Annotated in this window: 16 protein-coding genes; 14 read left to right on the forward strand and 2 right to left on the reverse strand. The window is 38.6% G+C overall.

The features are described 5' to 3' along the window. Positions 1-163: 163 nt before the first annotated feature. The 8 genes from BM146_RS06485 to BM146_RS06520 all read left to right on the forward strand — a co-directional run bounded on the left by BM146_RS06485 (position 164) and on the right by BM146_RS06520 (position 8,644). A complete protein-coding gene (locus BM146_RS06485; protein WP_074886428.1) occupies positions 164-1,186 on the forward strand; it encodes a LacI family DNA-binding transcriptional regulator in 1,023 nt (340 codons plus the stop codon). A gap of 70 nt (positions 1,187-1,256) precedes the next feature. Then, entirely contained in the window at positions 1,257-2,693 is a 1,437-nt protein-coding gene (locus tag BM146_RS06490; protein WP_074886116.1) for a type 2 periplasmic-binding domain-containing protein, read from the forward strand. A gap of 106 nt (positions 2,694-2,799) precedes the next feature. Further along, complete coding sequence (locus BM146_RS06495; RefSeq protein WP_074886119.1) at positions 2,800-3,717, forward strand: carbohydrate ABC transporter permease; 918 nt, start codon at positions 2,800-2,802, stop codon at positions 3,715-3,717. A gap of 16 nt (positions 3,718-3,733) precedes the next feature. Further along, the gene (locus BM146_RS06500; RefSeq protein ID WP_074886122.1) at positions 3,734-4,597 is read left to right on the forward strand and encodes a carbohydrate ABC transporter permease; all 864 of its coding nucleotides are present in this window, start codon (positions 3,734-3,736) and stop codon (positions 4,595-4,597) included. Positions 4,598-4,852: 255 nt separating this feature from the next. Next, positions 4,853-5,356, forward strand: coding sequence for a helix-turn-helix domain-containing protein (locus tag BM146_RS06505; protein ID WP_074886125.1), 504 nt, complete (start codon positions 4,853-4,855; stop codon positions 5,354-5,356). Positions 5,357-5,577: 221 nt separating this feature from the next. Next, on the forward strand, positions 5,578-6,033 hold the full coding sequence (locus BM146_RS06510) for an ACT domain-containing protein (RefSeq protein WP_022773851.1): 456 nt from the start codon (positions 5,578-5,580) through the stop codon (positions 6,031-6,033). 53 nt (positions 6,034-6,086) lie between these two features. Next, on the forward strand, positions 6,087-7,295 hold the full coding sequence (locus BM146_RS06515; RefSeq protein WP_074886128.1) for a homoserine dehydrogenase: 1,209 nt from the start codon (positions 6,087-6,089) through the stop codon (positions 7,293-7,295). Between the two features lie 29 nt (positions 7,296-7,324). After that, positions 7,325-8,644, forward strand: coding sequence for an aspartate kinase (locus BM146_RS06520; RefSeq protein WP_074886131.1), 1,320 nt, complete (start codon positions 7,325-7,327; stop codon positions 8,642-8,644). A 510-nt stretch (positions 8,645-9,154) separates the two neighbouring features. On the opposite strand, the gene BM146_RS06525 is transcribed toward BM146_RS06520, so the two are convergent. After that, positions 9,155-9,952 carry a hypothetical protein gene (locus BM146_RS06525; protein WP_074886134.1) on the reverse strand — a complete coding sequence of 266 codons (798 nt, stop codon included), beginning with the start codon at positions 9,950-9,952 and terminating at the stop codon, positions 9,155-9,157. A gap of 309 nt (positions 9,953-10,261) precedes the next feature. Here BM146_RS06525 and BM146_RS06530 point away from each other — a divergent pair, with 309 nt between their 5' ends. The 5 genes from BM146_RS06530 to BM146_RS06550 all read left to right on the forward strand — a co-directional run bounded on the left by BM146_RS06530 (position 10,262) and on the right by BM146_RS06550 (position 17,691). Further along, positions 10,262-10,774, forward strand: coding sequence for a DUF6106 family protein (locus BM146_RS06530; RefSeq protein WP_074886138.1), 513 nt, complete (start codon positions 10,262-10,264; stop codon positions 10,772-10,774). A gap of 53 nt (positions 10,775-10,827) precedes the next feature. Continuing rightward, entirely contained in the window at positions 10,828-12,285 is a 1,458-nt protein-coding gene (gene guaB, locus BM146_RS06535) for an IMP dehydrogenase (protein WP_074886141.1), read from the forward strand. Between the two features lie 23 nt (positions 12,286-12,308). After that, the gene (locus BM146_RS06540) at positions 12,309-15,038 is read left to right on the forward strand and encodes a sensor domain-containing phosphodiesterase (protein WP_242949355.1); all 2,730 of its coding nucleotides are present in this window, start codon (positions 12,309-12,311) and stop codon (positions 15,036-15,038) included. 67 nt (positions 15,039-15,105) lie between these two features. Beyond that, complete coding sequence (locus BM146_RS06545; protein ID WP_074886144.1) at positions 15,106-16,812, forward strand: glutamine--tRNA ligase/YqeY domain fusion protein; 1,707 nt, start codon at positions 15,106-15,108, stop codon at positions 16,810-16,812. A 21-nt stretch (positions 16,813-16,833) separates the two neighbouring features. Continuing rightward, complete coding sequence (locus BM146_RS06550; RefSeq protein WP_074886147.1) at positions 16,834-17,691, forward strand: DUF2225 domain-containing protein; 858 nt, start codon at positions 16,834-16,836, stop codon at positions 17,689-17,691. Positions 17,692-17,914: 223 nt separating this feature from the next. Here BM146_RS06550 and BM146_RS06555 read toward each other — a convergent pair whose 3' ends face one another. Further along, complete coding sequence (locus tag BM146_RS06555; protein ID WP_074886158.1) at positions 17,915-18,253, reverse strand: hypothetical protein; 339 nt, start codon at positions 18,251-18,253, stop codon at positions 17,915-17,917. 215 nt (positions 18,254-18,468) lie between these two features. Here BM146_RS06555 and BM146_RS06560 point away from each other — a divergent pair, with 215 nt between their 5' ends. Further along, entirely contained in the window at positions 18,469-22,683 is a 4,215-nt protein-coding gene (locus tag BM146_RS06560; protein ID WP_074886162.1) for a hybrid sensor histidine kinase/response regulator, read from the forward strand. Positions 22,684-22,699 lie beyond the last annotated feature (16 nt).

The following is a 22,699-nucleotide window of genomic DNA, read 5'->3' on the forward strand; positions in this document are numbered from 1 at the left end:
GAAAAGTGTATGAAAAAGCGATAACGTTTTTGTAAAAAACAAACAAAATTATATAATGTGCACAAAAAAATAATAATGATACTTGATTTGAAAGTCAAAATGATGTATATTGAAATTACGAAAACGATTAAGTGTATGTGAAAAGGTACTAATGACAAAGAGAATGGTTTCACTCAAAGACATATCTAAGGCTTGTGGAGTGTCGGTTGCGACTGTTTCCAAGGCCCTTAATGATCATAGTGATATAAGTAAAGAAACAAAAGAACGTGTCAGAGAAATTGCTGAACAGCTTGGCTATCATCCCAATGCTGCGGCTCAGGCTCTCAAGACAAATAAAACCAATAATATCGGAGTATTATTTGTTGATGAAGCTAACAGTGGTCTTACTCATGATTACTTTTCACATGTTCTTGACAGTTTTAAAAAGAAGGCAGAGCAGGAAGGCTTTGATATCACCTTTATAAATGGTGATAAGACCCGCAACAATATGAGCTATTTATCCCACGCGATATACAGAGGATTTGACGGTGTGGTAATTGCCTGTGTTGATTTTTCAGATCCGCAAGTTGATGAGCTTATTAAGAGCAAAATCCCGGTTGTCACTATCGACCACTCTTTCTTCAATAGAATATCGATCATGTCTGACAACATAAAAGGTATTAAGGATCTGGTTACATATATATATGAAATGGGACATCGGAAGATAGCTTATGTACACGGCTACGAAAATACAGCTGTTACACAGAGCAGATTGGCGAGTTTCTATAATACATTACAGGAACTTGGGGTAAATGTTCCGGATGAATATATTATTGGAAGTCCTTACAGAAATACCGAGAAGGCTTATGAAGCTACCAAGAAGCTCCTTGATCTTCCTGATCCACCGACATGTATACTTTATCCTGATGATTTTGCAGCCTTTGGTGGATTTAATGCAGTAAGAGAGAAAAATCTGCGTATACCGGAAGACATTTCTATTGCCGGTTACGATGGAATTGAGATAGCAAGACGCATAAGCCCACGCATGACCACAATAGTTCAGGATACAGATAAGATTGGGACAATGGCAGCGGCCAAGCTCATAGATCTGATAAATAATCCGAAAGGAACTCTTATCGAACAGATAGTTATAGAAGGAACCCTTGAGAAGGGCGAGTCAGTGGGACGTATAGAGACAGAAGGATAAGGTTTAAAGCGGCCAAGCCGTTTTAGATAAAAATTATTAAACACTCATATAAAAGGGAGGTACATTAGTTATGAAGAAGAAAGTACTTGGATTGTTACTTTCAACAACTATGGTAGCAGGTATGCTTTCAGCATGCGGTAGCACAGCTACTACAACAGAGACTCCGGCAGCAGAGACACCTGCAGCTGAGACAACAACAGAAGCTCCGGCAGCAGAGACACCTGCAGCTGAGACAACAACAGAAGCAGCTGCTGAATTACCAGCAGATGAGGGAAAAGTTCTTAACATTTCAGCATGGAACGAAGAGTTTAAGTCTCGTCTTACAGATCACTATCCAGGATATGAGGTAGTTGATGGAACAACAGGTAAGATCGGTGATGTAACAGTTAACTGGCTCATTACTCCTAACGAAGAGAACGCTTACCAGAACAGACTTGATGAGCTTCTTCTTGCACAGGATAGTGCAGCAGCAGATGATAAGGTTGACCTTTTCCTTGTAGAAGCTGACTACGCTGTTAAGTACACAGATACAGATTACACACTTCCTGTAAAGGATCTTGGAATCACAGATGAAGATCTCAAAGATCAGTATGCATACACACAGGCAGTTGTTACAGATTCTAACGGAGTTCTTAAGGGAACATCATGGCAGGGCTGCCCTGGCGTTATGATCTACAACAGAGCAATTGCAAAAGAAGTATTCGGAACAGACGAACCTGCAGATATCCAGGCTAAGTTCTCAGATTGGGATAAGTTCTTTGAGTCAGCAGGCGAACTTGATAAGGCTGGCTACGATGTAATTTCTTCAACAGCTGATACATTCCGTGTATATCAGAACAACGCTAAGCTTCCTTGGGTAGATGGAACAAAGATCCAGGTTGATGACAACCTTAAGAAGTGGGTTGAAGATTCTAAGAAACTTGCTGACGCTGGTTACTGCAACACTTGGGGACAGTGGGGCGAAGACTGGAACAAGGGATTCTATCCTGAAGGAAAAGTATTTGCTTACTTTGGACCAGCTTGGCTTATCGATTTCTGTATGGCAGCTGATGTAGAAGGTTCTGTTGCACATGATGGCGGCTGGGCTGCTACAGAAGGACCTCAGGGCTTCTATTGGGGCGGTACATGGATCTGCGCAGCAGCTGGAACAGATAATGCTAACCTTGTAGCAGATATCATGAGAAAGATGACATGTGATCCAGAAGTTATGAAGGACATCGTTCTTAAGGACAATGATTTCGTAAACAACAGACCTGTTATGGAAGGTCTTGCAGCTGATGAGTCATACTCAAATGCAGTTCTTGGCGGACAGAACCCTCTTAAGATGTTCTGCGCTGGTGCTGATAACATTGATATGGCTAACCTTACAGCTTATGATCAGGGTCTTCTTGGTGACTTCCAGACAGCTATGGGCGACTACATCAACGGCAACTTTGCTACATATGATGAAGCTCTTGAGCAGTTCTACACATTAGCACTTCAGAGATATCCTGAACTTACAAGATAATCATTCTTAAGATTATTGCCTAATAAACTGCCTGCCGGTTCGCCGGCAGGCAATTCTTTAAAACGCTTTGGGTTTAAAGAGTAAAATATCGCGGAGGTACGGTAGTATGGACAAAAAGAAGTCCAATTCTAACGTGGTTAAGTTTAATAGATGGGGATACATCTTTCTTATACCATTCTTTGTAACATATATTGTTTTTAGTTTGATTCCACTTTTTTCAACAATTTATAACAGTTTCTTTGAAAATTATCGTTCCGGTCTTAAGCAGATAGGACCAAATTTTGTTGGAATTACCAACTATATTAACCTTTTAAGCTCACCGGAAATTTGGAAATATTTGGTAAATACACTGATTATGTGGGTTGGTGGTTTTATTCCACAGATCACTATAGCTCTTTTGCTGGCTTACTGGTTCTCTGATCCATCTCTTCGTCTTAAGGGACAGAGATTCTTCAAGACAGTAATTTACATGCCTAACCTGATCATGGCATCAGCATTCTCTATGTTGTTCTTTGCTTTGTTTTCAGATTCTGGCCCGGTAAACCAGATTCTTTTGAGCCTTGGCTTTATAAAAGAGCCATTTAAGTTCTTCCAGTATGTTATTGCATCAAGAGTACTTGTAATGCTTATGAACTTCCTTATGTGGTTCGGTAATACAACAATACTTCTGATGGCTGGAATGCTTGGTATCGATTCATCACTTTATGAGGCAGCACAGGTGGATGGAGCTACAGCTTCACAGGTCTTCTTTAAAATCACAATGCCTATACTTCGTCCTATCTTTACATATGTACTTATAACGTCTCTTATCGGTGGTTTGCAGATGTTCGATGTTCCTCAGATCCTGACAAATGGTAGAGGTAACCCTACTGATTCCTTGACAACAGTTATCATGTTGCTCAACAGATACCTTACAAGTAAGGACGTTGGCCGTGGTGGTGCTTTGTCAGTATTCTTATTCGTTGTAACTGGTATTTTGAGCTTGGTTGTATTTAGAATGAACAGCTCAAAGGATAAAGACTAAGGAGGAAAAAGGGATTATGGAAAATCAGGCAGCGGCTAAAACCCATGGACTTCCTATAGGAGCAAGAAGAACAATTGCTTATATCGTACTTGTTTTCTTCTCATTCTTATGTCTCATATGGTTTTATATATTGCTTATCAATTCAACAAGATCACATTCAGAGATGACACTTGGATTTACAATTCTTCCAAGCACACATCTTTTGGATAACTGGAATAGCCTTATAACAGGAACTATTCCTATTGCAAGAGGTTTTGCAAACAGTATCACGGTTTCAGTTTGCACCAGTATTCTTTGCGTATACTTCTCAGCAATGACAGCATATGCGATCAATACATACAGATTTAAAGGAAGAGATGCGATTGCTGCATTCATCCTGGCAATCATGATGATCCCAGGACAGGTTACAGCACTTGGTTTCTTACAGCTCATCAATAGAATGAGACTTGATGACTCAATTATTCCACTTATCTTACCGGCAATTGCTTCACCTGTTACATATTTCTATCTTAAGCAGTACATGGAAAGTAACCTTCCATTGTCACTGGTTGAGGCAGCAAGAATTGACGGCTCAGGTGAGTTCAGAACATTTAACACAATTATTATTCCACTTATAAAGCCTGCTATCAGCGTTCAGATGATATTCAGCTTTGTAGGTAGCTGGAATAACTACTTCACACCGGCTCTTATCTTACATACAGATACAAAGAAGACTTTGCCTGTTATGATCGCTCAGCTTCGTGGAGCTGACTGGCTTAGATTTGATATGGGTCAGATCTATATTATGATCGCAGCATCTATTTTCCCTGTTATCGTAATATACCTTATCCTTTCTAAGTATATTGTAGGCGGAGTTTCAGCAGGAGCGGTAAAGGGTTGATTTTGCTTTACACAACGATTCGTTGTTTTAATTTGATGAGGTGGCTTATTTTATAAGTTTATCTTCATATTTTACTCTTTCCTTTTATAAGCGTTTAGGAAGCCATGACATTCCCCGTGTCATGGCTTTCTGCATTAATATGTGAAAAAAAATACGAAATAAGTGGGATTGCTTCTGTAAGTGGTGACATGGGCTAAGATGTATTGTAGAATTAGTAGAAATGTTTTTTTAGCAGTGTGTTAGTTGGAGGTTTATATGGGAAAAAGATCTATTAAGGAAAATAAAAATATTTATTTTGAATGCAGGGATAGTCTTGGATTGTCAAGAGCTCAGGCCAGCGAGCTGATGGAGGGTATTTCAGAGAGCAGCCTTGAGAAGATGGAAACAGGCAAGACCAACATATATCCTGAGGACGTTGTCCTTATGGCTAAAGCCTATAAAAGACCTGATCTTTGCAATTACTACTGCACTCATGAATGTGCTATTGGAAAGACATCTGTGCCTGAAGTAAAAATATCATCACTTTCAGAGATTGTACTTGGAATGCTTTCATCTCTCAACTCTCTTGAACGTCAGAAAGACAGGCTTATAGAGATCACAGCCGATGGACAGATATCTGATGATGAGCTTGAAGACTTTGCAAATATCCAGAAACAGCTTGAACATATCGATGCTACAGTTGAGGCACTAAAGCTTTGGGTTAATGGTACTATAGCTGAAGGCAAGATAAATAAAGAAAAGCTCGATGCTTTAAAGTAAGATTTTTTTTACCAGTCAGTCGGATATTGTAGAATGAAATATGACGAAATACACATTGGTTAAGCGAGCTTCTATGTGCATTTTGTCATATTTTTAATTGGGTTTGAAATTTTTAATTTTTGTACTTGTCTTTAAAACTTTAATGTGCTAAAATTCTTTCCAGTACATACAAATGTCCGTGGCAGAAATACAAATATTAAAAAGTGTAAGTGAGAAGGAAAATGGAGCAGGATACCGGTTTTTATGTAATTAAAAAGCAAGCTGTTCCAGAAGTGCTTTTAAAGGTCGTAGATGCAAAAAAGCTTCTGGAATCCGGAAAAGTCAAAACTGTAAATGAAGCTGCTGACAGAGTCGGGATCAGCAGAAGTTCTTTTTATAAATATAAAGAAGATATCTATGAATTCCACGATAGCCTGCAGGGAACTACCCTGACACTCACATTCCAAATGAATGATGAGGTGGGGCTGTTATCTTATGTGCTTGGACTCATTGCAGAGTTTGGAGCCAATATACTTACAATTCATCAATCAATTCCCCTTAACGGAGTGGCATCAATTTCTATAACTATTCAGGTGCTACCCACTACAAGAGACATAATGGACATGATAAATAAGATGGAAAAGGCTGACGGCGTCCACAAGGTCCATATTACCGGACGAAGCGCAACTTTTACATAATACATGTATTCTCGAAACAGAGAATTATAAATACATAAATTTTGGAGGAAGACATGGCAAAAGTAGCAGTATTAGGATATGGCACAGTTGGTAGCGGCGTAGTTGAAGTATTGGATACTAATGCGAATGAAGTTGCAAAAAGCGCCGGTGAAAAGATAGAACTTAAGTATATTCTTGATTTGCGCGATTTCCCTGGAGATAAGCATGAGTCACAGGTAGTTCACGATATCAATATTATTTTGGATGACCCTGAAGTAGACGTTATCTGCGAGACCATGGGTGGTATAGAACCTGCATTTACTTTTGAGAAGCAGGCTCTTTCAAAAGGCAAATGTGTATGTACCTCCAATAAGGAACTTGTTGCAGCTCACGGACCGGAACTTGTGGAACTTGCAAAGAAAAATGGAGTAAGCTATCTCTTTGAAGCAAGTGTAGGTGGTGGAATACCGGTTCTTCGTTCAATAAATGATTCCCTTAAGCATGAGAAGATTGACTCAATTACAGGTATCTTAAACGGCACTACAAACTATATTCTTACCAAGATGGATAAAGAGGGAGTTGGCTTTGCAACAGTCCTTAAAAAGGCGCAGGAAAAGGGATATGCAGAAAGAAATCCTGAAGCTGATGTAGAAGGATATGATGCATGCCGTAAGATCGCTATTCTTTCAAGCCTTATGAGTGGCAAACATGTGGATTATGAAGATATCTACACTGAGGGCATCACACACATCTCTATCGAAGATTTTGAATATGCGCGTGCACTTAATATGGCCATCAAGCTCCTTGCTATGTGTAAAAGAAATGAGAATGGTTTCTTTACTATTGTTGCGCCATTCCTTATTCCTTACGAGCATCCACTTGCCAATGTAAATGGTGTATTTAATGCCATAAATGTTCATGGAAACATGCTGGGTGATGTAATGTTCTATGGAAAAGGAGCAGGAAAAAATGCCACAGCAAGCGCTGTAGTTGCCGATGTTATCGATATGGTCAAGCATAAGGGCAAACATATCGAAGTTAATATGAATTCTGAAAAGGCTAAGCTCACTTCAAAGGACAACGCTGTCAGAAGATTCTTTGTAAGAGTTCCTGAATCATTTAAGGATCAGGCAACAGAGCTCTTTGGATCAGATATCGACGTTGTGAAAAGAAACAGCATTTCAGGTGAATTTGCATTTATTACAGATCTTATTTCTGAAAAGGATTTTGAAGAGAAGCTTTGGAAGCTTGATAGTGTTAAAGGTTATATAAGAATGTATTAAAAATAGCTATTATTTTTTAGGAGAATATTATGAAAAAAGTAGTTAAATTTGGCGGAAGTTCACTTGCCAGCAGCGAACAGTTTGAAAAAGTAGGAAACATCATAAAGTCAGATCCTGACAGAGTTTATGTAGTTCCTTCAGCACCTGGAAAAAGAAATTCCAAGGACACTAAAGTTACGGATATGCTTTACAAGACATATGCTCTTGCAGAGGCAGGAAAAGACTTTTCAAAACAGCTATCAGACATCAAAGCAAGATATGATGAGATCATAAAAGGACTTGGACTCAAGCTCAACCTTTCAAATGAGTTTAAGACCATAGAAAAGAACTTTAAGGAAGCAGCCGGAAAGGACTACGCTGCAAGCCGCGGCGAGTACTTGAACGGTATTATCATGGCTGCATACCTTGGATATGAATTTATAGATGCGGCAACAGTAGTAGCTTTTGATAAGAACGGAGAGTTCGACGGAGAAAAGACCAACAAGCAGATGGCCAAAAAGCTTGAGAAGTCTCCAAAGGCTGTTATCCCTGGTTTTTATGGAGCTTATCCTGATGGAAGCATCAAGACCTTCTCAAGAGGAGGATCAGATATTACAGGTTCTATCGTAGCAAGGGCCATAAAGGCAGATGTCTATGAGAACTGGACAGACGTATCAGGATTTTTGGTTGCTGATCCAAGGATCATTGAGAAGCCGCCACACATCGAGACAATAACTTATACAGAGCTTCGAGAGCTTGCTTACATGGGTGCTTCAGTTCTTCACGAAGATGCGATCTTCCCTGTCAGAAAAGAAGGAATCCCGATCAATATAAGAAATACCAATAAGCCTGAGGATCCAGGAACATGGATTGTAGAGTCAACAGCTAAAAAGTCCAAATATGTTATTACAGGTATTGCCGGTAAAAAAGGCTTTTGCTGCGTAAATATCCTAAAGGATCAGATGAACTCTGAGGTTGGCTTTGTGAGAAAAGTACTTCAGGCATTTGAAGATCAGAATATTTCAATTGAGCATGTTCCATCAGGAATTGATACTATGACAGTATTTGTTCAGCAGGATGAGTTCATTGAAAAAGAGCAGGCAGTAGTATCAGAGATTCACAGACTTGCAAGGCCTGACATGCTTGAGATTGAATCAGATCTTGCACTTATTGCAGTAGTAGGTCGCGGCATGAAATCAACACGAGGCACAGCCGGACGAATCTTTTCAGCGCTTGCACATGCCAGCGTAAACGTCCGCATGATCGACCAGGGCTCATCCGAGCTTAACATCATCATCGGCGTAGAAAACCGTGACTTTGAAAAAGCCATCAGTGCCATCTACGACATCTTTGTAACAACACAGATGTGAGACGTTTTGGCAGCGCTCGATGCGGAAAATATACTTTTTTGTAAACGGACGCAGCCAAGCTGAAAGTGTAGGCATAGCTCTGTTCACTCTGATATTTTTCAATGTGATAAATTGGACATAAAACACCCACAAAAGCCTTGTTTCATACTTATTCAGAACACAAGTCTTTTGCGGGTTTATTTATATCCATTTATCATCATTTCAAAATAAATCGTTCACATCACTATGCCTACACTTTCAGTTCGTCTGCTGTTCTTGCAAAAATAGTAGTCTTTATATATGTAGTAAACCATAAATCCACAAGTACACATACCTTTGGATAGAGCGATTTAGTATGAGCAATAGAGACAGTTAAGATAAAATAAAAGCCCTGTTTTCTGTTCTGAATAAGCATGAAAGAAAACAGGGCGCATTATTTTATATTTACTGTATCTTTGCGAATACTCTGAGATCTATCCAAAGGTATGGGCACTTGTGGATTTAATGCCACTCGCAAAAAAGTATACTTATTTATTTTAGAAGATATTCAATGAAGAGTTTGGCGTTATCAAGGCGAGTTGTGTTGGCAATTATGCCGACTACAGGAGTTGTTCCCTGATAGAGATTGTTGTCTTTTATAACACTTGAATCATCAATAATTATCCCGACGGGAACAGGGTTATCCATTTCAGCTACAGGAGTATCAGGATACTGGCCTGTTGCATATATATCAGCAGCCATGACTGCGTACTTGTTATCTTTATCGTAGGAACCATTCATAAGAAAATCCTGATAAGCATCGGACGCGATGTAATCAACAAGGCCTTTGTCTACATAGAAAAGCTTATCGGCATATTCATTTAGAAAACTTTCATCATAAATAGTCCTGAGATCTGTGAATATATCCTGATGTGCATAATAGGCAAATGTGTTCTGATCAGCGGCCATGGTATCGAGCTCTGCAGCGGAGAGATTTGCCATGATCTTTTGACTGGTAGCAATTGTCACTTCATCAATTATTTCTGTATTATATGTGACTGAAGTGTCAATAAAACAACTGTTTGTAGTTGTATCAATGCCGGCGTACTCAGTAAATTCGCTCTCAAGTACTTCTTCTGCATTTGATGAATAGCTGTTGATCATAAGTGCGTAAAAAGCGTAAGGCTTATTGTTTGTAATATCTTTTACCAAAACTACTATAAAAATGATAGCGGCTAAGGCAACGATAGTGTGTATTTTGTAGTAGTCCCAAAAATATTGAAGATGAGCCTTAAAGCCCTGACCTTTTAATTTCTTTTGCTGTTCTCTTATCTCTTCATGTACTGACATTTTCGTAACCTCCGTGATGCTATGAAATATTAACAGAAATATAATTTTTTTTATTCGCAAAAATGTATATAATAGAACTGATGACTCTGTGCAGGAAAAAGATATCCTGTTCATGAGCACTTGCCACTTATAATACAAATTTATAGCCTTTAATGTCAATATGAATAATAGATAAGCACAAAGAGTAAAAAGGGGATATATGTACTCTTTTTTCCTGGCACGTTTTGCCAGGATGCCCTTGACATGACATTAATTTGAATATAAGATACTTGATAAAAATGGCGACTAACAGGAGGAGTAGTTTTACAGATGGTTAACGACAATAATTATGTAGAATGCCTCGTTGAAAGTAAAGCATCGCCGGTTATTACTTTTCTCAAGTATTTGAGCATTTTTTTTGCAGTTGTTTTCTTTATTGCAGCTTTCATGCTTGGCTTTGGAATAATTGGCCTTATACTTTGCGTGGCAGCAGGTTTTGGTTATCATTTTGCGGCACTTAATGCAAACATTGAGTACGAGTATCAGTATTGTGACAGAGAAATATCAGTAGACAAAGTTCTTAATAAAAGTTCCCGTAAACATGTGGGTACTTATTCAGTTGAGCACATTGAGGCAATGGCTCCATCCAAATCATATCATTTAGACGAATTCAAGAATAAGACATACAAGACATCAGATTTTTCATCTAAAAATAAAGACGCACAGCCGGATCCAACATACACAATTTATTATGATGGAAAAGATAAAATAATATTTGAACCATCAGATGAATTTGTTGCAGCAGTTAAGGCTGTAGCGCCAAGAAAAGTTTTTACAGATTAAGTTAATAATTGCAATTTAATATATTAAGATTTAATAAATAACGGGAGATTATAATGGGACAGATAATTGGTGAAGGAATTACTTTTGATGATGTGCTTTTGGTACCTGCTTATTCACAGGTTATACCTAATCAGGTAGATGTTGGAACATGGCTTACCAAAAAGATCAGACTTAACATTCCTATGATGAGTGCAGGAATGGATACAGTTACAGAACATAGAATGGCAATAGCTATGGCCAGGCAGGGTGGTATCGGAATTATTCACAAAAACATGTCTATTGAAGCTCAGGCTGAAGAGGTTGATAAGGTTAAAAGATCTGAGAATGGTGTAATTACAGATCCATTTTCTCTTTCACCAGAGCATACACTTGCAGATGCAGATTCGCTCATGGCTAAATTCCGTATTTCAGGTGTACCTATTACAGAAGGTAGAAAGCTTGTTGGTATCATTACTAACCGAGATCTTAAATTTGAAAAAGACTACTCCAAGAAAATCAAGGAAGTAATGACAAGCGAAAACCTCATTACTGCAAAAGAAGGTATCACTCTTGAAGAAGCAAAGAGTATACTCGCTAAATCCAAAAAAGAAAAACTCCCGATCGTTGATGATGATTATAATCTTGTAGGACTTATTACTATTAAAGATATTGAAAAGACAATCAAGTATCCTCTTGCTGCAAAGGATGATCAGGGAAGGCTTTTATGCGGAGCCGGTGTCGGAATTTCTGCAAACTGCCTTGATCGTGTAGCAGCTCTTGTGGATGCTAAGGTTGACGTTGTTGTCCTTGATTCAGCACATGGTCATTCAGAGAATGTTCTTAAGTGCCTTAGAATGATTAAAGAGAAGTTTCCTGATCTTCAGGTTATTGCAGGAAACTGTGCAACAGGCGCTGCAACAAGAGATCTTATTGAGGCAGGTGCTGACGCTGTTAAGGTAGGTATCGGACCAGGTTCTATCTGTACAACACGTGTAGTTGCTGGTATTGGTGTTCCTCAGATTTCAGCTATTATGGACTGTTATGCTGTTGCTAAAGAATATGGTGTTCCAATCATTGCTGATGGTGGAATCAAGTATTCAGGAGATATTACAAAGGCCATTGCTGCCGGTGGAAATGTTGTAATGATGGGGTCAATGTTTGCCGGTTGTGATGAAGCACCAGGAGAATTTGAGCTTTACCAGGGAAGAAAATACAAAGTATATCGTGGAATGGGATCTATCTCAGCTATGGAAAATGGTTCAAAGGATCGTTATTTCCAGGAAGATGCCAAGAAGCTTGTTCCTGAAGGCGTTGAAGGTCGTGTAGCCTATAAGGGAACAGTAGAAGATACTGTATTCCAGCTTATTGGTGGACTTCGTTCAGGAATGGGATACTGCGGATGTAAGACAATTGATGCTCTCAAAGAAAACGGAAGATTCATCAAAATTACTTCAGCAGCTCTCCGTGAGTCTCATCCTCATGATATTCAGATTACAAAAGAGGCACCTAACTACAGCGCATCAGATAGATAATATTATTCTCTAGGAGTGAAAACTTGCAAGAGTATATAAAAGAAGTAGAAGCGAAAAATGCAAATGTAAAGGGCTTCCTAAAAGATTTTAGTGGAGTCCTTGGTGATTTTGCGCAAAAAAATGCCGCTTCGATCCAGTCATGGCAGGACAGATTTTGTGAGATGGCCGGGGTTTATGCTTTTTGCCTTGATTCAAACGAAGTGCCTGTTAGTAGTTTTTCAGGCAATCCAAGAGAAATAAAAATAATTCAAAAATATGTGACAGATGTAAGGATACATAACATATTCAAGCGCGTATCCGAGAGCGAGCTTGAGGATCAGGCTGTGGAGATCACAGAGGTTCCCAATTTAAAGCTCGCTGCTGTTGCTGTCAAAAACGATAATTCTACTGCCGCCGTGTGGATTGTCTGCGGTGTATTTACTGATGAAGAATATGAAAAAGAGTTTTATCATGTTCCACCATTGGAATCTTTTGCTTATCAGATCTCAGAACCTAAATTTTATAAGACGCTGGACTTTCTAAGGGAATCAATGAGCGTCGTTTTGGGCATAGAAACTTCCAGAACGATGGCAGAAGCCAGCAGCAAGGTGAGTAAGAAACAGGAACTTGAAATGACCAGTTCCTTTAGAAGAGCTGAAACCATGACAGAGATTGTATCTCTTCTTGACAGCGATGACTCGATAGAGGAAATAATGGTTGATATGCTTTCTAAACTTTGTGATTATCTTCAGGTAAGCAATTCTTATATCTGCAGGGTTCATCACGGGCATTTGATGGATATTGTAGTACAGTGGACGGCTGCAGGAGTATCCAAGATGTTTCCGAATACAACAGACCAGGAAAAGTGCTGGTTCCTTGGGACTGATAAGGCTGTTGTTGTGTCGAGTGACAGCCAGATGAATGCAGGGGAGAGAGAGCAGCTTGACAATCTGTCGATTAAAGCTCTTGTTACCATGCCAATTATAGTTAATGGTACGGTATTGTTCTATGCCTGCTTTACAGAGACCAGAGAAATAAGAATATGGTCTATTGATGATATAAAATACATTAATGATGCCATAAGAGTACTTCAGAGTATCATCACAAAGAGACTTCAAAAGAATTCACTTGCCAGCTCTTTTGCATCATTAGAGTCAGTTCTTGATAATGTGGGAAGCTCTATTTATGTGAGGGATATAGAGACAGGAGTTTTATTATTTGCTAACAGGAGTTTTAAAAAGAACTTCAGTAAGGAAATAAGTGAGAATTCACTGGTGGATCTTTTTGAATCCAATATTCCTTCCAGGAGCCGAAGCGGTAACTATGAAGTGAATCACAGGGCGAGAGGCAAATGGTACGATGTATATTACACCAGAATTAAGTGGGTTGATGGTCGTCCGGTATCTCTTTGCGCTTTATATGATATAACTGAGAAAAAGCTGTATCAGCGAAGAATTGAGCTTCAGGCCTATACAGACTTTTTGACAGGACTTTACAACAGAATGTGCTGTGAGAAGGACCTTGCAAGATATGTGGATGAGGCAAGGCAAAATGATACTCACGGTGCGCTTATGTACCTTGACCTTGATGACTTTAAACATATAAATGACAGTCTTGGACACCAGTACGGAGATATACTTTTACAGGATATTTCCAAGTCCATAAGCAGGATAGAGGGCATTGGCAATTCCTGCTACAGAATGGGCGGAGATGAGTTTGTCATAATTGTTCCACCGGATAGCTATGGCAGACTTGATAAGATACTGGAAGAAATCAAGGACGCTTTTGCAACTCCATGGTATCTTAAGGACAGCGATTATTACTGCACTATGAGTATGGGAATTGTTAAGTTTCCTGATCATGGCGATAGTGTTTCAGAACTTATCAGAAAATCTGACGTTGCCATGTATGAGGCTAAAAAATCAGGTAAAAACCGCGTGGCAGAGTACTCTGATAATATTGACTCTTCCTCTATTCACAGACTGGATCTTGAGAAGAGCATGTATGATGCCATTGGAAGGAGCTGCGAAGAGTTTGAAGTATTTTTCCAGCCTATAATAAGCCAGCCTGCTGATCTTAAGAGTGGTAATGGCCAGTTTAAGCACATCGGAGCCGAGGCACTTGTCAGATGGAACAGTGGTAAACTTGGCTTCCTTAGCCCGGACGAGTTTGTACCGCTGGCAGAATATTTAGGACTTATAAATCCTATTGGCAATTATGTGCTAAAAAAAGCCTGCGAATGCTGCAGACAGTGGAATGAATCCGGAACAGGAGAGTTTACCATTAGTGTTAATCTGTCTGTTGTTCAGATCATGCAGACGGATATTGTAGATATTATAAAAGAATGTATTGAGGAAAATCATTTAAAACCTCAAAATCTCATTTTAGAACTTACTGAGAGACTTGCGATAAATGATCTTGCAAGGACCAAACAGACTCTTCTTGATATTAAAGCGCTTGGCGTGCGACTTGCACTAGATGATTTCGGAACCGGTTATTCTGCACTTAGCAGTTTGCGTGCGCTTCCTTTCGATATCATAAAGGTTGATCAGAATTTCTCGAAAGGAATAGAGACAGATGATTATTCCAAGGCTTTTATCAAGACCATAAGTCAACTTGGAAAAACAATAGGTGCCGAGGTCTGTGTTGAAGGAATAGAGACCAAACAACAACTTGGCGCGTTAAAGGGTCTGGGAGTCAAGTATGTTCAGGGCTATTATTATGATAAGCCTCTAAGAAGGGCGGCTTTTGAGGAAAAATACGTCTATAGTTAAATGTTGCGTACTATGATATACTATGTTGTACGATTATAATTTTTAGAAAGTTGGTTATAAAAACGAAATGGCAGAAGAAGTAGTAACAAAAACAAATGATAATGCTGAAGAAGGCAATACTCCTTCAAGGCATTTTATTGAAGCAGCAATTGATAAGGATCTTCAGGACGGAGTATATGATCACGTTCACACTCGTTTTCCTCCTGAACCAAACGGCTTTTTACATATAGGACATGCTAAGAGTATTCTTTTAAATTATGGAATGGCAAAAGAGTACAATGGTAAGTTTAATATGAGATTTGATGATACTAATCCTACCAAGGAAAAGGCAGAGTTCATGGATTCTATCATCGAAGACGTTAAGTGGCTTGGTGCAGATTATGAGGATCGTTTATTCTATGCATCAGATTATTTCGATGAGATGTATGAGGATGCAGTAAAACTCATTAAGAAGGGCAAGGCTTATGTTTCTGAACTTACAGCTGATGAGATGCGTGAGTATAGAGGAACTCTTACAGAACCAGGTAAGAATGATCCTAACAGGGATAGAAGCGTAGAAGAGAACTTAAGGCTCTTTGAAGAGATGAAGAGCGGCAAGGTTGCTGACGGTGCAATGACTCTTCGTGCCAAGATAGATATGTCCTCACCTAATATCAATATGAGAGATCCTATTATTTATAGGGTTGCACATATGACACACGCCAGAACAGGCGACAAATGGTGCATCTATCCAATGTATGATTTTGCTCATCCTATTGAAGATGCAATTGAAGGTATTACACATTCTCTCTGTACACTGGAGTTTGAAGATCACAGACCTTTATATGACTGGGTAAAGACAGAGTGTGAATATAAGAATCCTCCAAGGCAGATTGAGTTTGCAAAACTTTATCTTAATAATGTTGTTACTGGTAAAAGATACATTAAGCGCCTTGTAGAGGACGGCATAGTAGACGGATGGGATGATCCAAGGCTTGTAACTATTGCTTCACTTCGCAGAAGAGGCTTTACGCCTGAATCAATTAAGATGTTTGTTGATATGTGCGGTATAAGTAAGGCTAATTCCACAGCTGAATATGCAATGCTTGAGTACTGCATAAGAGAGGATCTTAAACTTAAAGCAAAAAGAATGCTTGCAATCCTCAATCCTGTGAAGCTTATTATCGACAATTATCCGGAAGGCGAAACCGAGTATCTTGAGATTGAAAACAACAAAGAAGTTCCTGAAATGGGAACAAGAAAGATACCTTTCGGAAAAGAACTCTATATTGAGAGAGAGGATTTTTATGAGAATCCTCCTAAGAAGTATTTCCGTCTCTTCCCTGGAAATGAAGTAAGACTTATGAATGCTTACTTTGTAACATGTACAGGTTGCGATAAAGATGAAAATGGCAATGTAGTTGCTGTTCACTGTACATATGATCCTGCAACAAAGTCGGGAAGTAGATTTAATGAGAGAAAAGTTAAAGGCACAATACATTGGGTTTCTGCTAAGGAAGCACTTAATGCAGAAGTTCGTCTATATGAGAATATTATTGATGAGGAAAAGGGTGTTTATAACGAGGACGGATCATTGAATCTTAATCCTAACTCTATTACCGTAATCAAGAATGCTAAACTTGAACCTGAACTAAAAAATGTAGCGGCTTATGACAAATTCCAATTTGTAAGAAATGGATTTTTCTGTGTTGATTCCAAGGATTCCAAAGAAGGAGCACCTGTATTCAACAGAATAGTGTCATTAAAGAGCTCGTTTGTTTTACCAAAAAATTAATTTGAGAAAAGAGGTATAGGCATGGCTGGTATTTTTTCTGGACTTGAGAAACTTGGACTGGGAAACATCGGTGGCGGAGACCTTTTTGAGGATCCAAAAAAGAAAGAAACTGTAGTAAAAAAGGAAGAACCCAAAAAAAAGCTCGCACTTGTTAAAGAGGAAGATTTCCTTTTTGATAAGAAGTATAAATGTCCGGTTTGCGAATCAGAATTTGAGGCAAAAACTGTCAGAACTGGTAAGGTCAGAATGAGGGCTGTAGATATTGATCTTAGACCTGACTACAGTGAAGTTGATCAGAATAAGTATGATGTTATAGGTTGTCCTGAATGTGGATATGCAGCTCTTGGAAGATACTTTACGACACTTAATAAGTATCAGATTGAAGATGTCAGAGTGAAAATCTGCATGAATTATAGGAAAATTGATTATAAAGAACCTACTTACAGCTATGAACATGCCAAGAGTCTTTATCAGCTTGCACTTGCCAATGCAGTTGTAAAGAAAGCAAAAAACAGCGAGAAGGCTTATATTTGTCTGAAAACAGCGTGGGTTGTAAGAGGAGAGACACAACGTCTCGACGAGTCTGATCCTGAGTATGAGACCAAGAAAAAAGAAAATAATGAGCAGGAGAAAGAGCTTCTTACAAATGCTCTTAATGGATTTGTAATGGCTAGACAGTCAGAGGAATTCCCTATCGCAGGAATGGATTCAACAACACTTGACTATCTTATTGCTGCTCTTGCAATGGAGACAGACCAGTATGATATTGCAGGTAAGATGATCTCTGAGATTCTTACATCAAGGGTTGCAAATAGCAGAATAAAAGATAAAGCCAGAATTTTGAAAGATATGCTTACTGAGAAGACAGGAGCGCAATAAAAAAGAATGTCGCTTGCGACATTCTCGCGCCGAGCGCGGTTGCATTTATGCAACATCTTCCAATCGCGCGATGTGCAGATCACTTGGCGAGGTTTTTTCGAGCCTAGTGAAATGTCATACACAGTAGTGCGCTTCCTTAGCGGAGCGATCTTTTATATCATAGGAAGCAATTTCCTATGATATAAAAAAGAGGTGCCGCAAATGGCACCTCTTCTTAAATTAATCATTTTTCATCTTCGTCATCAAAGAATTCTTCTGATGATGAAGGTTCCTCATCGGCAGATTCTTCTTTCTTATCTTCTTTTTTCTTATCTTCTTTATCTTCTTCATCATTTTCGTCAGATTCAGAAGTTTTGATATCAACATACTTTCTGGATGTTGCCTTTATATCTTTTTCCTCATCGAGATCATCCTCGAAGTCTTCATAATCATCAAAATCATCGTCGAAGCTGTCAGCTATTTCAGCTTCTCTCTTGGAAAGATAGTAATAAGCACCTGCAGCTGCAGCGCCTACTGCTGTACAGAATAATATAAACTTACCAAATCCACTGTTTTTGGACATTTCAATAATCCTCCTATCGAACGATAGTTTAATTTTAATACAATTTAATTACAAATAAAAGCGTTAATTCATTGATGAGTAAAAAAAGTTTAAGGAAATCTAATGCTTTTATAAGAATTAAGAAATATTTAGGATATGTTCATAATGATATAATGTAATACAGTAAAACATAATTGCGATAATTTTGATAATTGCGCGGTTTGGGAGATTACTTAATGCTTTCAATAAATCTTAGAAAGATTGTAATTAGATATCTGTTTCTATTATTCTTTTTTCTGATGCCTTTATCTGCAAATGCTGAAGAAGAAAATGTCGGCGGAGCCATGGCGGCCACAGGACAGGTTAAGGGCATTGGATATGCTACAAAGCTCTATAATTCATCGAATGGCCTTCCAACTTCTGATGCAAATTGTATTTTATCAAGCAGTGATGGGTATATATGGGTTGGTGGATATGCCGGACTTATGAAATATGACGGCATTACTTTTGAGCGTCAGGACTCTACCAATGGTCTCACGAATGCCAATGCGCTGTTAGAGGATCATAAGCATAGATTATGGGTAGGAACCAATGACAATGGAATAGTGGTTATTGATAATGGCAATACTATCAGATACAGCTATCTGGATGGACTTAAATCATCCACCATGAGGACTCTTGCAGAGAGTATTGATGGCAATGTCTACGCCGGTTCTACTAACGGAATATCATATGTTGATGAATATATGAAGCTTCATCTTGTAGATGATTCTCTTTTGACTGATACATATATAATCAGGCTTATAGCTGATTCTGATGGCAGAGTGTATGGATGTAACAGGATTGGAGAAGTTTTTTGTATAGAAAACGGTGAGATCATATCCTGCTATTCCAGCGAGGATTTAGGTATAGATAATATTACGACGATTTTTGTGGATCCTGACTCAAAAGGATACCTTTATTATGGAACAACCAATGATCTTGTATACTATGGCAGATATGGCAGTAAAGGAATGGGGCTTAAGAGAGTCTCAGTCAGCCCTGCTTCAGATATATCATGGATAGGAAAAGCTGCAGACAGAGTATGGGTCATGTCCGGCAGTGTGGTCGGATATCTTGATAAAAATAACAGATATATTACATTGGATAACCTTCCTCTTACAAGCCTCATTGGCTCAATGATAGAAGATTATGAGGGTAATTTATGGTTTACTTCTACAAGACAGGGTATTATGAAGGTTGTGGCCAACAGCTTTGTAAATATTTCCGATCAGTCCAATGCAGGTAATGAAGTAGTGAATGCTACCTGTGCTTCTAACGGATCGTTATATATCGGGACAGAAAAGGGGCTTGAAGTCGTTACATCAGGAAATCATAAAATTGAGAATGCACTGACCGAAGAACTTGCAGATGTAAGAATACGATGTATTGTTGAGGATAATGAAAAAAATCTTTGGATTGGAACTTTTACGAAGGATAAAGGACTTATCTGTTATACCCCGAAAGGTGAAATACTTAAGTTTGATGAGAAGTCCGGCTTTATATGTAATGAGATAAGAAGCATTACCTTAAGGGGAGATGGATCTGTTTTAGTTGCAACTAACAGAGGACTGGCAGTAATAAAAGATAAAGCTGTCGTTGACACAATAGGAAAAGAAACCATCAGCAATACATTATTACTTACTTCTTGTGAAGGCCCAAATGGCGATATTTATATTGGCTCTGATGGAGATGGTATCTATATAGTTGATAAGGACCATAATGTTAAAAGACTGGGAAGAGATGAGGGGCTTACCAGTGATGTTATCATGCGCATTAAATATGACGAAAAAAGACAGGTCTATTGGGTTATAACGTCTAATGCTCTATGCTACATGAGAGATGAGAAAATCTACAATCTTGCAAAATTTCCATATTCCAATAATTATGACATTTTCTTTTCCAAATCCGGTGATGCCTGGGTTTTGGCCTCAAATGGTATATATGTGGCAAATGTAGAAGATATAATGAGTGGAAAAGAGTTTAAATATCAGTTCTTTGACGCTTCAAGCGGTCTTCCAAGCGTTCCGACAGGCAACTCATACAGCGATATAGATGATGATGGAAATCTTTTCATATGCGGACGAAGCGGGGTTAGCAGTGTAAATATAGATGAATATCAGGATCGTGAAGCCCATGTAAAGATCTATATCAAATCCATAACCTGTGATGATAAGCAGGTGAAACAAAGAGAAGATGGAACTTACGTTATTCCTGCTTCCAAGGGACGAATTCAGATAAATGCATCAATACTAAACTATACACTTATAAATCCTTTGGTAAGGATTTACCTTGAGGGATCCAGAGATGAAGGCGTGACTATGTTTCAGAATAGTATGTCAGCCTTGACATATACAAGTCTTCCTTATGGTAATTACAAGCTTCATGTCCAGCTTCAAAGTCAGTCCAATGGAAATGTATATCAGGATGAAGTCTTTTACATAAAAAAAGAAGCAAGGCTAACAGAGATAGTTGCTGTAAAGGTGACTTTTGGTATCATCGGAGCGATTATTATTGCGGTAATTGTGTGGCAGATACTCAGAGGAACCATTATAAGAAGGCAATATGAGCAGATTCGCGTAGCCAAGGAGGATGCTGAAAGAGCAAACAGTGCTAAATCGAGATTCCTTGCAAATATGTCTCATGAGATAAGAACACCTATAAACACTATCATGGGTATGGATGAGATGATAATGAGGCAGGACCCGGATGGAGTTCCTAAAGAGTATTATCAGAGCATAATGAGTTATGCCAGCGACATAAAAAGAGCGTCGGAGTCACTTTTGGGACTTATCAATGATGTTCTTGATCTGTCAAAAATTGAGTCAGGAAAAGTTCATCTTGTGGAAGAAGAGTATGATCTGGTTGAACTTTTAAGAGCAATCATCCCTATGATCAGGGTGCGAAGTAATCTGAAAAATCTTGACTTTAAGGTGGATGTAGATGAAAAGCTGCCCAAAAAATTATATGGTGATGATGGAAAGATAAAACAGGTAGTTCTAAACCTTCTTACAAACGCAGTGAAGTATACCGAAGAAGGCGAATTTATTTTAAAAGTCGAAAAGGTATGGGAAGATAAGGAAAATTGCAGACTCAGGTTTGTAGTAAAGGACACAGGAATAGGAGTTAAACAAGAGGATATAGAAAAGCTTTTTTCCGCATTTGAGAGATTTGAAGAGAACAGAAACCGCTCCATTCAGGGGACAGGACTTGGACTACACATTTCAAAACAGTTCGCAGAGCTTATGAAAGGTGACTTAAGGTGCGAAAGTGAGTATGGAAGAGGCTCAACTTTCACCTTTGAAGTCGAACAAAGAATAGTTGATGGGAGTGACATTGGTGAATTTACGGAAAGTAGCGGTGAAATACATATTGGTCCATATGTGCCTGAAGTCTATGCGCCTGATGCAAAAGTCCTTGTAGTAGATGACGATGCGATGAACAGGCAGGTTATCTCAGGTCTTTTGAGTAGAACAGGTCTTAGACTCACAACTGCGACAAATGGAAAAGAGTGTCTCGAAAAACTAAAAGAAAATTCTTTCCATTTAGTTCTTTTGGATCATATGATGCCTGTCATGGACGGAATAGAGACAATAAAGGAGATAAGAAAGTATTACCCGGATCTGCCCGTTCTTATGCTGACTGCAAATGCAGCTAACAGCGGAAATGAGTTTTATTTAAGCCATGGCTTTAATGGATATCTCCCCAAACCTATAAATGGTGCTGATCTCGAAAAAGCTATAAAAAAATATATTCCAAAAAATCTTTTGAAGGAAGAAGTACCGGAAGAATTCAGAGAAAAGCAGGTTGATATGGGGACAGACATGGGCGAGCTGTCATGGGTAAAAGACATTGATGATATATCTGTAGAAGAGGGTATACTAAACTGCGGAGGAAAAGATGCTTTTGTAAGTGCGCTTACTCTTTTTGCTAATACAGTGTCAGATAATTCAGATGTTATAGAAAAAGCCTTTGCTGAGAAGGATATTAAGGCCTTTACAATAAAAGTGCATGCTCTAAAGAGCGCTGCAAGACTTGTTGGAGCTAATGAGCTTTCTGAACTTGCCAAAAAATTAGAGGCAGCAGGCAATAATAATGACACAGAATTTATAAACGAAAAAACAAAACTTTTACTGGAAAAATACAGAGGATTCAAGGAAAAACTTAAGGGGCTTCTGGAAAAAGAGGTGGATAATTCAGATAAAGAACCAATACCAGAAGAAGAACTTAGGGAAGCATATGAAGCTTTGAATGAATTCGTTACCCAAATGGAGTATGATGGCGCTATAATGGTAGTGGAGCAGGTTAAGAAATACAAACTGCCGGAAAAAGATAAAAAGAAATTTGACAATATTGAACATGCTTTAAAACAATTTGACTGGGACAAAGTTGAAGATGAACTAAAGACATGATATTTACGGAGGGTTA

Origin of the sequence: Butyrivibrio proteoclasticus (assembly GCF_900115735.1) — a bacterium.
In the GTDB taxonomy this organism is placed as follows: Bacteria; Bacillota; Clostridia; order Lachnospirales; family Lachnospiraceae; genus Butyrivibrio; species Butyrivibrio proteoclasticus_B.